This is a genomic window from Burkholderia sp. E168m23 (genome assembly GCF_016586125.1).
Classification (GTDB): Bacteria; Pseudomonadota; Gammaproteobacteria; order Burkholderiales; family Burkholderiaceae; genus Burkholderia; species Burkholderia orbicola.
Genome location: NZ_BCPP01000109.1, coordinates 1 through 11,578, shown reverse-complemented (window position 1 = coordinate 11,578; position 11,578 = coordinate 1). Strand labels below are relative to the sequence as shown.

Below are 11,578 nucleotides of genomic sequence, written 5' to 3'. Positions count from 1 at the left end.
GCGATCCTGAACGGCCTGAAGGTCGTCGGCAAGAAGCTGTCGGAAGTGAAGCTCGTGTGTTCGGGCGCGGGCGCGGCGGCGATCGCGTGCCTGGACCTGCTGGTGAACCTCGGCCTCACGAAGTCGAACATCCTCGTCGCCGATTCGAAGGGCGTGATCTACGAAGGGCGCGGCAACCTCGATCCGTCGAAGCAGCGCTATGCGGCGAACACCGACGCGCGCACGCTTGCCGACGCGATCGTCGGCGCGGACGTATTCCTCGGCTGCTCGAGTGCGGGCGTGCTGAAGCAGGACATGGTCAAGACGATGGGCGAGCGCCCGCTGATCCTGGCGCTCGCGAACCCGGAACCGGAAATCCGCCCGGAAGACGCGAAGGCCGTGCGCCCGGACGCGATCGTCGCGACCGGCCGTTCGGACTACCCGAACCAGGTCAACAACGTGCTGTGCTTCCCGTTCATCTTCCGCGGCGCGCTCGACGTCGGCGCGACGACGATCACGGAAGAAATGAAGCTCGCGTGCGTGCGCGCGATCGCCGAGCTGGCCGAGGAAACCGACCAGAGCGAGGAAGTCGCGAAGGCGTATGAAGGCCATTCGCTCGAATTCGGGCCGGACTACCTGATTCCGAAGCCGTTCGATCCGCGCCTGATCATCAAGATCGCGCCGGCGGTGGCTCAAGCCGCGATGGATTCGGGCGTCGCCACGCGTCCGATCCAGGACATGGACGCGTACCGCGAGCAGCTCGGCGCGACCGTCTACCGCACCGGCATGGTGATGCGCCCGGTGTTCGCGGCCGCGAAGCAGAAGGAGGCCCGTATCGTGTTCGCCGAAGGCGAGGACGAGCGCGTGCTGCGCGCTGCACAGTTCGTGCTGCTGGAAAAGATCGCCAAGCCGATCATCGTCGGCCGTCCGTCGGTCGTCGACATGCGCTTGCAGAAGATCGGCTCGAAGCTGAAGGCCGGCGTCGATTTCGAAATCGTCGATCCGGAAGACGATGCGCGCTACCACCGCTACTGGCAGGCGTATCAGGAGATCGGCGCGCGCGACGGCGTGACGCCGGAAGTCGCGAAGGCCGCGATGCGCAAGTTCAACACGCTGATCGGCGCGATGCTCGTCCATCTGGGCGATGCGGACGGGATGATCTGCGGGATGATCGACACGTTCCACAGCCACCTGAAGTTCATCGAGCAGGTGCTGGGCCGCGCGAAGGGCGCCGAGCACTTCGCCGCGATGAACCTGCTGATGCTGCCGGGCCGCAACCTGTTCGTGTGCGACACGTACGTGAACGAGCTGCCGAGCGCCGACCAGCTCGCCGACATGACGATCCAGGCCGCGGCCGAGATCGAGCGCTTCGGCATCGCGCCGAAGGCCGCGCTGCTGTCGAACTCGAACTTCGGCAGCGCGCCGTCGGCGTCGTCGCGCCGGATGGCCGAGGCCCGCAAGCTGATCGTCGAACGTGCGCCGAACCTCGAAGTCGACGGCGAAATGCACGGCGACGCGGCGCTGTCGGAACTGATCCGCAAGCAGGCGTTCCCGGGCACGACGCTGTCGGGCGAAGCGAACCTGCTGATCATGCCGAACGTCGAAGCGGCGAACATCGCGTACAACCTGCTGAAGATGGTCGGCGGCGAAGGCGTGACGGTCGGCCCGTTCCTGCTCGGCGCCGCCAAGCCGGTCCACATCCTGACGCCGGCCGCGACCGTGCGCCGGATCATCAACATGACGGCCGTTGCCGCCGCGAACGTGAACACGAAGTAAGTCCACGCCCGCGTGTGCCGCGCGTTACTCGCGGCACAATGAAAAACGCCACGGAACCTGCGTTCCGTGGCGTTTTTTTTCGCGTGAACCGTAAGGGCGACGGTGGCGCGGAAAGGGCGTCCAGACCGCGAATGCCCGCCGCGCGCGCCCTTACGCGACCTGCTGGTGCGACTGCCCGCCTGCCGGCGACCGCCACTTCGCGAGCAGCGTGTCCCACTTCTGCCGCACCGCACGCAGGTTGTTCTCCTTCACGTGGCCGTAGCCGCGAATGCCGTCCGGCAGCGCCGCGAGTTCGAGCGCGAGCGGGCGGTTGGCCGCGTTCAGCCGGGTCAGCACCTCGTCGATCAGCGTTTCGTACTCGCCGATCAGCGCGCGCTCGGTGCGGCGCTCCGCGGTGCGGCCGAACGGGTCGAGCCCCGTGCCGCGCAGGAACTTCGCCTTCGCGAGCAGCCGGAACGCCGACATCATCCACGGGCCGTACGCCTTCTTCACGAGATGGCCGTGGGCGTCCGTCTTCGCGAACAGCGGCGGCGCGAGGTGGAATTTCAGCTTCCAGTCGCCTTCGAACTGCGCGGTCAGGCGCGCGAGGAACGCGGGGTCGGACTGCAGCCGCGCGACCTCGTACTCGTCCTTGTACGCCATCAGCTTGAACAGGTTGCGCGCGACCGCTTCGGTCAGCGGCTCCTGCACCGTGTCGCCGTCCGCCAGCGCGCGTTCGGCGGCGCGCACCTTGTCGACGAAGGCCGCATAGCGCGACGCGTACGCGGCGTTCTGGTACGCGGTGAGGAACTCCACGCGCTTCGCGATCAGCGCGTCGACCGCCTTCTTCGTGTGCAGCGAGATCACCGTGGCGCCTTGCGCAGGGCGGGCGTCGCCGGCCGCGGCCTGCTTCACGCTGGCGAGGTCGTACGCGGCGCGGCGGCCCCAGTCGAACGCCGCGCGGTTCTTCTCGACCGACACCGCGTTCAGCTCGATCGCGCGTTCGAGCGACGCGAGCGTCAGCGGCAGCCAGCCTTTCTGCCACGCGTAGCCGAGCACGAACGGGTTCGTGTAGATTGCGTCGCCGAGCAGCGCGACCGCGAAGCGGTTCGCGTCGATGAAGTCGACCGCAACACCGGCCGCCGCGCGGATGTCGTTCTCGGCGGACAGGCCCGGGAACGCCCAGTTCGGGTTCTTGATGAACTCGGCGGTCGGCGTCTGCGCGCTGTTGACGACCACCCGTGTCGTGTCGTGGCGCATCCGCGACGTGCACTCGTCGCCGGCCGTGACGATCGCATCGCAACCGATCACGAGATCGGCTTCGCCCATCGCGATCCGCGTGGCGTGGATGTCGGTCGGCGCGTGCGAGATCTGCACGTGGCTCATCACGGCGCCGCCTTTCTGCGCGAGGCCGGTGACGTCGAGCACGGTCACGCCCTTGTTTTCCAGATGCGCGGCCATCCCGAGCAGCGCGCCGATCGTGACGACGCCCGTGCCGCCCACGCCGGTGACGAGCACGCCGTACGCGCGATCGATCGCCGGCAGCGTCGGTTCGGGAATCGGCGGCAATGCGCTGCCGTCGACCGACACCGCCTTCGGCTTCTTCAACTGGCCGCCCTCGACCGTGACGAAGCTCGGGCAGAACCCCTTCACGCACGAAAAGTCCTTATTGCAGCTCGACTGGTTGATCTGGCGCTTCGTGCCGAATTCGGTTTCCAGCGGCTCGACCGACAGGCAGTTCGACTGCACCGAGCAGTCGCCGCAGCCTTCGCACACCGCGTCGTTGATCACGACGCGCTTGGCCGGGTCCGGATACGTGCCGCGTTTGCGGCGGCGGCGCTTCTCGGTCGCGCAGGTCTGGTCGTAGATCAGGATCGTCGTGCCTTCGATCTCGCGCAGCTCGCGCTGCACGTCGTCGAGCTGGTCGCGGTGATGGATCGTCACGCCCGGCGCGAGCAGCGCGTTCTGGCTGTCGTACTTTTCCGGCTCGTCGGTGACGATCACGATCTTCTTCGCGCCTTCGGACGCGAGCTGGTGCGTGATCTGCGGCACCGTCAGCACGCCGTCGACCGGCTGGCCGCCCGTCATCGCGACCGCGTCGTTGTATAGGATCTTGTAGGTGATGTTCGCCTTCGACGAGATCGCCGCGCGCACGGCCAGCAGGCCCGAGTGGAAGTAGGTGCCGTCGCCGAGGTTCGCGAACACGTGCTTTTCGTCGGTGAACGGCGCCTGGCCGATCCACGGCACGCCTTCGCCGCCCATCTGGCTGAAGGTGCTCGTGCTGCGGTCCATCCATACGGTCATGTAGTGGCAGCCGATCCCGGCGATCGCACGCGAGCCTTCCGGCACGTTGGTCGATGTGTTGTGCGGGCAACCCGAACAGAACCACGGCTTGCGCTCGGTCTGCACGTGCGGCTTCGCGAGCGCCATTTCCTTCGCGTTGATCACCGCGAGCCGCGCGGCGATGCGCGCGCGCACGTCGGACGGCAATTCGAACTTCTCGAGCCGCGTCGCGATCGCCTTCGCGATGATCGCCGGCGACAGCTCGTAGTGCGCGGGCAGCAGCCAGTTGCCCATCGGCACCGACCATTCGCCGCCGGCGCCATCCTTCTCGTCGAACTTGCCGAACACGCGCGGGCGTTGCGCGTCGGGCCAGTTGTACAGCTCTTCCTTGATCGCGTATTCGAGGATCTGGCGCTTTTCCTCGACCACCAGGATTTCGTCGAGGCCGCGCGCGAACGCCTGCGCGCCCTGCGCTTCGAGCGGCCACACGCAGCCGACCTTGTAGAGCCGGATGCCGATCCGCGCGCAGGTTTCGTCGTCGAGGCCGAGGTCGGTCAGCGCCTGGCGCACGTCGAGGTACGCCTTGCCGCCGGTCATGATCCCGAAGCGCGCGTGCGGCGAATCGATCTCGATCCGGTCGAGCTTGTTCGCCCGCACGTAGGCGAGCGCCGCGTACCACTTGTAGTCAAGCAGCCGTGCTTCCTGCACGAGCGGCGGATCGGGCCAGCGGATGTTCAGCCCGCCTTCCGGCAGGATGAAATCGGTCGGCAGCACGATCTCGGTGCGATGCGGGTCGATATCGACCGACGCCGACGATTCGACGACGTCCGTCACGCACTTGAGCGCGACCCACAGGCCCGAGTAGCGGCTCATCGCCCAGCCGTGCAGGCCGAAGTCGAGATATTCCTGCACGTTCGACGGGAACAGCACCGGCAGCCCGCAGGCCTTGAAGATGTGTTCGGACTGGTGCGCGAGCGTCGACGATTTCGCCGCGTGGTCGTCGCCGGCGAGCACCAGCACGCCGCCGTGCTGCGACGAGCCGGCCGAATTCGCGTGCTTGAAGACGTCGCCGGTGCGGTCGACGCCCGGGCCCTTGCCGTACCACATGCCGAACACGCCGTCGTATTTTGCGCCGGGGTACAGGTTCACCTGCTGCGAGCCCCACACGGCGGTGGCGGCGAGATCTTCGTTGAGGCCGGGCTGGAACACGATCTGGTGGGCGGCCAGGTGCTGCTTGGCTTTCCAGAGCGACAGATCGAGGCCGCCGAGCGGCGAGCCGCGGTAGCCGGAGATGAAGCCGGCCGTATTGAGACCGGCGGCGCGGTCGCGTTCCTGCTGGAGCATCGGCAGGCGCACGAGGGCCTGGATGCCGCTCATGTACGCGCGGCCGCGCTCCAGTGTGTATTTGTCGTCAAGCGTGACGGACTTCAGCGCGGCTTCTAGCGACGCGCGTTGGTCTGCGTCTAGCGGGGCATTCATTAACTGTCTCCTCCACCCGGTCTGGGATCACCAAAACTTCGGTTGCGTCGGCATCTTTTGGACGCGTCTGCAGTGGCCGGCATGTTCGCCGGTTTTAAGGGATGGTAGCACTGGGGCAAACCCGCCGCCCATCGGTCGCAACGCGGAGAGACGGGCGGCCGCACATTGAGAAACAGGGCGAGATGATGCGTTACATCATGTAAAAGCATGTAAAGCCGCGTTGATCTTCGGGCAAATGCCGTTAATCTTGTCGGCCTGCCGGAGGTGCCCGGCCGCGTGGGTTCGTGCCGACGCAGTCGGGGAGGCGCCGGCAGTTTTACAGGAGGTGCAATGAACACACGTCATATCCAGAGTTTCCTGATCGTGTCCGCCGCGTTTTTCTCGATGACCGGCCCGGTGCACGCGCGAGGCGCGAGCGCACTGGCGGCAGCCGGCGCGCAGATGCAGCAGATCGTGCCGGCCCAGGACGCCGCGGCCCAGCCGTCGGCCGAACGTGCCGCCGAGTCGAAGGCGAGCGTGCGTTGATGCGATCGCGCGGCCCGCGGGCTGCGCCGGAATATGAAAAGGGCGGGAATCCTCGGATTCCCGCCCTTTTTCTTTGCGCTGCGCGGAGGGTGCGGCCGCCCGGGTTGCCCGGCGCCGCCGCCGCGCGGCGGAAAGCGTCAGGCCTTGTCCTGCACGACGCCGCGACGGATCTGGTCGAGCTCGATCGATTCGAACAGCGCCTTGAAGTTGCCTTCGCCGAAGCCCTGGTTGCCCTTGCGCTGGATGATCTCGAAGAAGATCGGGCCGATCTGGTTCTCGGTGAAGATCTGCAGCAGCAGGTCGTCGCGCGCGCCGTCGATCAGGATCTTGCGCTTCTTCAGCTCGTCCAGCGATTCGCCGTGGTTCGGCACGCGGCGATCGACCAGCTCGTAATACGTGTCGATCGTGTCGAGCAGCTTCACTTCCTTGCTGCGCAGCCCGTCGACCGCCTGGTAGATGTCGCTCGCGCCGAGCGCGATGTGCTGGATGCCTTCGCCGTGATACGCGTCCAGGTACTCCTGGATCTGGCCGGCCGTGTCCGAGCCTTCCTCGTTGATCGGGATGCGGATCTTGCCGCACGGCGACGTCATCGCCTTCGACTTCACGCCCGTCACCTTGCCTTCGATGTCGAAGTAGCGCACTTCGCGGAAGTTGAACAGGCGCTCGTAGAACTCGGCCCATTCCTGCATGCGGCCGCGATGCACGTTGTGCGTCAGGTGGTCGATGTAGGTGAGGCCGTGGCCGACCGGATTCGGGTTCGCGCCGGCAATCGGCTCGAAGTCGACGTCATAGATGCTGATGTCGCCGATCGCGCCCGGCTGCGCGCCGTTCTTGCCGCGCCAGCGGTCGACGAAATAGATCAGCGAATCGCCGATGCCCTTGATCGCCGGGATGTTCAGCTCCATCGGGCCCGTCTTGTTGTCGAAGCCCCATGCGCCGAGTTCGAGCGCACGCTGGTACGCCTTTGCCGCGTCCTGCACGCGGAACGCGATCGCGCAGATCGACGGGCCGTGCAGCCGCGCGAAGCGTTGCGCGAACGAATCGGGTTCGGCGTTGATGATGAAGTTGATGTCGCCCTGGCGGTACACCGTCACGTCCTTGTGGCGGTGGCGCGCGATCGCGGTGAAACCCATCCGTTCGAACAGTTGTCCGAGTGCTTTCGGGTCCGGTGCCGTGTATTCGATGAATTCGAAGCCGTCGGTGCCGACGGGGTTGTCCCAGGTGGGGATCTGCATGTCGTGTCTCCTGTGCGGGGCGATCGGCCGGGGCGGCGTGCGCGTGCCCGGCGGGGTTCGATGTCGACGGCCGTGCCCGCCATGAGCGTGCGCGACGAGTCGAGACATGCGACAGAGTGTAGCGGCCGGCCGCGAGCGGAAACTTGCGAACTTAATCGCCCGCGCCTACGATGGCGCAATTTCCAGTCTCAAAATAATCAGTGGAGGGCAGAAGATGGCGCAAGCCGAATTGGATGCCATCGATCGGCGAATTCTCGCGATTCTTCAGGAGAACGGGCGCCTGTCGAACCAGGAGATCGCCGAGCGCGTGAACCTGTCGCCGAGCCCGTGCCTGCGGCGAATCCGGCGGCTCGAGGAAATGGGCGTGATCACCGGCTACGTCGCGCTGCTGAATCCGCAGAAGCTCGGGCTCGACCTGCTCGCGTACGTGAGCGTGCGGCTCGAAAAGCGCGGCGGCCTCGCGCCGATGCGGGCCGACGAGACGTCGGCGCGCGCGGGCGCGACCCACGCGGAGCTGTTTCGCGCGGCCGTGCAGACCTGGCCGGAAGTGGTCGCGTGCCATGCGATGACGGGCGACATGGATTACCTGTTGCGCGTGCAGGTCGAGGACATGGCGCATTTCTCCCGCTTCGTGCAGGAGCATCTGCTGCATCACCCGTCGGTGATCGACGTGAAAACGAGCTTCTCGCTGGACTGCTTCAAGGAAACGACGGCGTTGCCGATTCGTTCGGTGCGCTAGCTGGCGCGGCGGGGAAGGGAGGAGGGGGCGCCGGGCGCGCCGCAGGCGCAACCCGGCTGGCCGAGGCTACCGACGTCAGGCCGTCAGCGCGGTGGGCATCAGCGATTCGATGAACTTCGACGTGCGGCGCGCCTGGCGCTTCATCGCATAGTCGAACACCGCGGCCTGCTCCTGCAGCATTTCGGCGATGATCGTCGAGTGGTCGGCCGGCGGCAGCGACAGGTACGCATCGGCTTCGCCATACGCGTACTCGATCCGCATCCCGGACTTCTTCGCGATGTGCATCATCGTCGCGTTACGCGACAGGCAATGCATGTACAGCATCGTCACGTGCGTGTTGCGGCTGCGGATCGCCGCGCGCTCGAACAGCTTCGAGCCGACGCCGCGGCCGCGCGCGCTTTCGAGCACCGACACGCCGAATTCGGCCGTGCGCTTGTCGCCCTCGGCCGGCAGATAGGCCAGATGGCCGACGCCGATCAGTTCGAGGTCGTGGTCGAACACGCCGAACACGGTATCGCGACCGAAATCGATCGTGCGGACATAGTTCTCGATCACGTGGTCGGGCACCATCTGGCCGAAGCGCAGCAGGCGGTCCTCTTCGTCGAGCGAGAGAAAGTGGGTGAGCATCTGCTCACGGTCTTTGGAAGCCAGTTCCCTGACGAGAACCGGCGCAGTACCGACCTTGCCGACAGCATCGGCACGGCCGTTGAATTGCGTGTTCATCGTGGGTTCCTCAGTGTGGGCGCACAAACGGGTTGTGCAATGCAACAGCATTTTACCCGAGCGGGGTTGGGGAAAACCCGTATTTGACGTTGTTTGTGCTGAGGGGGAATTCTAAATCCGCTTAGTTCATTCTATATCTATTTGATTTTAAACGGATTTAAAATTCATCATATGAAATGCGCGGCGGGCGGTCGCACTGTGCCCGGCGCGCAACGCATGCTGCTGCGCGGCAATCAGGCCGCCGTCGACAGCCCGCGCTCGATCAGGTCGATCACCTGTTCGGCGAAGTCGCGGTAGCCGAGGCGCCCGCCCGGCTTCAGCCACGTGAAGGTCCAGTTGATCATCCCGAACACCATCATCGTGACGGAGGTCTGGTTTTCCTTCGAGATGCGGTCGGGGTAGGCGCGCGCGAGCTGCCGCGTGAACGCCGCGACGATGTCGCGCTGGCGATCGAGCACGATTTCGCGCTGCGCGTCCTCCAGATATTTTACGTCGTTGAGCAGCGCGACGTGGCGGCTGTGCGACGTCTCGTACTCGGCGAGGAACGCGCGCACGAGTTCGGCGAACGCGTCGCGCTCGCTGAGGCCGCGCCGCTGGCTCGCGCCCTCGACCTCGGCGATGATCAGCATCAGCCGTTTCGTGTAGCGGTCGAGCAGGTCGAACAGGATCGCTTCCTTGCTCTCGTAATAGTGATAGAGCCGCGCCTTCGACGTGCCGCTCGCGGTCGCGAGATCGGACATCGACGTGCTCGGGTAACTCGTCTGCGCGAATTTCTCGGCGGCCAGATCGAGGATCTGCTCGCGCTGGGATTCGTGGTCGGGCGCTCGGGTTCGGGCCATGGTCGAATGCGGAAGATTAGCGGTGCGCGGCGGCGCGGGCCGCACGCACCTGCGTGGAAGAGAGGGCGTCGGGCGCGTCGTCCTGCAGCTCGAGCCGGCCGGCTGCCGCGAGTTCGCGGCAGCGCCACCACGCGATCGCGTCGCTGACGAACAGGCCGCCGCGGTCGGCGGCGGCCATGATGCTGCCGACGAGGCGCCGCGCGGGCTGCCAGTCGACTGCCGCGCGCGCGACGATCAGCGCGTCGAGATCGGCGTAGTGGCCGCTCTTGATCGTGTTGCTGACCCAATAACGCAGTTCGGCGTTCAGATGTTTCGCCTCCTGCCATTCGAGCGCGAGGCGGCCGATGCGCAGGACCGAGACCGGCGCGGCCGCCGGCCGCTTGCGCGCCAGTTCCGCAGGCGAGAACATCCCGGTCGAGCACGCCTGGTCGGTGCGCGACAGCGCTGCGCGCGGCGCGGCGTCGAGGTCGGCGGCCGACAGCCGTACCTCGTTCAGGCGTTGCGGCACGTTGCGCAGGTGATAGGCGACGCGGCGCAGCAGCAGCTTGTCGCCGACGCTCGGCGCGTGCCACACGACGACCTGGCCGGCATCCGTCGCGAGCTGGTCGAGGCGTGCGAATTCGGCCTCGATTTCCGCGTTCCAGTCGGGAATCTGGTCGCCGAGCACGTGCTGCCAGAAGGCGGCGCGCGTGTCGGGCGTCTCGTCGACGCCCTTCAGCGGCCCGACGCCGAGATCGTCGAGCAACCCGACGACGCGCTCGTCGCGTCCGGCTTGCGCAAGGGCCTCGCGCAGCGACGCGGCGGCGGTGCCGCCCTGAATCACATGAATGGTACTCATCGGCCTGTCGTCAACAAAAGAAAACCGCCGGCCGGGCGGACGTTGCGATGTCCAGCCGGCCGGCGGCCCCTAGTGTAAGCGAGATGTGTGACGACGAGAAACCGGTGCGTCGCGACGGTCCGACGCCGCTCAACGTTCGTCGAAGCTCACGACGACCTTGTCGCTGATCGGGTGGCACTGGCACGTCAGCACGAAACCGTCCTTCACTTCATGCTCCTCGAGCGTGTAGTTCTTCTCCATCCGCACCTCGCCTTCGACCACCTTCGCGCGGCACGTGCAGCACACGCCGCCCTTGCACGCATACGGCAGCGCGAGGCCCGCGCGCAGGCCCACGTCGAGCAGGCTCACGCCTTCGTACGGCAGACGCAGCTTGCGCTTCTTGCCGTCGAGCACGATTTCGAGGTCGGCGGCGGGCGTCTGATCGGTGATCTCGACGACCGGTGCGCCGGCCTGCGGCAGCGGTGTGCCGAAACGCTCGACGTGCACCTTCGCCGGCGGCACGCCGGCCGCTTTCAGCGCGGCTTCGGCGGCGTCCATCATCGGCGCCGGGCCGCAGATGAACGCCTCGTCGATCGCGTCGGCCGGCGTCAGGGTCGCGAGGAATTCCGCGCATTTCGCTTGATCGAGCACGCCGTTGAACAGCTCGACGTCCTGCAGATCGTCCGACAGCACGTGATAGAGGACGAAGCGGTTCATGTAGCGGTTCTTCAGGTCCTCGAGCTCCTCCGCGAACATGATCGCGTCGACGCTGCGGTTGCCGTAGATCAGCGTGAACGTGCTGCGCGGCTCGAGCTCGAGCGTCGTCTTCACGATCGCGAGCACCGGCGTGATCCCCGAACCGCCGGAAAACGCGACGTACTGCTTGCCGTGGTCGGCGTTCAGGTGCGTGAAGAAGCGGCCGTCCGGCGTCATCACGTCGATCGTGTGGCCGGGCTTCAGCGTGTCGAACGCGAAGTTCGAGAAGCGGCCGCCGCGCACGCGCTTGATGCCGATACGCAGTTCGCCGTCGCGGTCATAGTCCGTCGTGCCGACGCAGATCGAATACGAGCGGCGCGTCTCCTCGCCGTCGATGTGGGTCTTCAGCGTGACGAACTGGCCCTGCGTGAAACGGTACGCGTCGCGCAGCTCGGGCGGCACGTCGAACGAGACGGTCACGGCGTCGGCGGTCTCGGGCCGCACGTCG

The 11,578-nt window shown here is 66.4% G+C and carries 9 protein-coding genes; 3 read left to right on the top strand and 6 right to left on the bottom strand.

What is annotated here, in order from left to right; genetic code table 11:
- Positions 1-1,755, top strand: a 1,755-nt coding sequence (locus JMF90_RS08610) for an NADP-dependent malic enzyme (RefSeq protein ID WP_201325044.1), incomplete at its 5' end; no start/stop codon positions are given.
- A gap of 150 nt (positions 1,756-1,905) precedes the next feature.
- Here the strand turns inward: JMF90_RS08610 and JMF90_RS08605 are convergent.
- Positions 1,906-5,496, bottom strand: coding sequence for an indolepyruvate ferredoxin oxidoreductase family protein (locus JMF90_RS08605; protein WP_011546657.1), 3,591 nt, complete (start codon positions 5,494-5,496; stop codon positions 1,906-1,908).
- A 330-nt stretch (positions 5,497-5,826) separates the two neighbouring features.
- Between JMF90_RS08605 and JMF90_RS08600 the strand changes: the two genes are divergently transcribed.
- Positions 5,827-6,021, top strand: coding sequence for a hypothetical protein (locus JMF90_RS08600; RefSeq protein WP_023476803.1), 195 nt, complete (start codon positions 5,827-5,829; stop codon positions 6,019-6,021).
- Positions 6,022-6,158: 137 nt separating this feature from the next.
- On the opposite strand, the gene hppD is transcribed toward JMF90_RS08600, so the two are convergent.
- Positions 6,159-7,256 carry a 4-hydroxyphenylpyruvate dioxygenase gene (hppD, locus tag JMF90_RS08595; RefSeq protein WP_006477405.1) on the bottom strand — a complete coding sequence of 366 codons (1,098 nt, stop codon included), beginning with the start codon at positions 7,254-7,256 and terminating at the stop codon, positions 6,159-6,161.
- A gap of 214 nt (positions 7,257-7,470) precedes the next feature.
- Here hppD and JMF90_RS08590 point away from each other — a divergent pair, with 214 nt between their 5' ends.
- Complete coding sequence (locus JMF90_RS08590; RefSeq protein WP_011546655.1) at positions 7,471-7,995, top strand: Lrp/AsnC family transcriptional regulator; 525 nt, start codon at positions 7,471-7,473, stop codon at positions 7,993-7,995.
- Between the two features lie 75 nt (positions 7,996-8,070).
- On the opposite strand, the gene JMF90_RS08585 is transcribed toward JMF90_RS08590, so the two are convergent.
- The 4 genes from JMF90_RS08585 to paaE form a co-directional block, all read right to left on the bottom strand.
- The gene (locus JMF90_RS08585; protein ID WP_027809712.1) at positions 8,071-8,718 is read right to left on the bottom strand and encodes a GNAT family N-acetyltransferase; all 648 of its coding nucleotides are present in this window, start codon (positions 8,716-8,718) and stop codon (positions 8,071-8,073) included.
- Positions 8,719-8,951: 233 nt separating this feature from the next.
- Positions 8,952-9,557, bottom strand: coding sequence for a TetR/AcrR family transcriptional regulator (locus tag JMF90_RS08580; RefSeq protein ID WP_006482923.1), 606 nt, complete (start codon positions 9,555-9,557; stop codon positions 8,952-8,954).
- A gap of 16 nt (positions 9,558-9,573) precedes the next feature.
- On the bottom strand, positions 9,574-10,395 hold the full coding sequence (locus JMF90_RS08575) for a DUF1835 domain-containing protein (RefSeq protein WP_201316684.1): 822 nt from the start codon (positions 10,393-10,395) through the stop codon (positions 9,574-9,576).
- Positions 10,396-10,524: 129 nt separating this feature from the next.
- A partial coding sequence (gene paaE, locus JMF90_RS08570; protein WP_201325043.1) for a 1,2-phenylacetyl-CoA epoxidase subunit PaaE occupies positions 10,525-11,578 on the bottom strand: 1,054 nt, incomplete at its 5' end.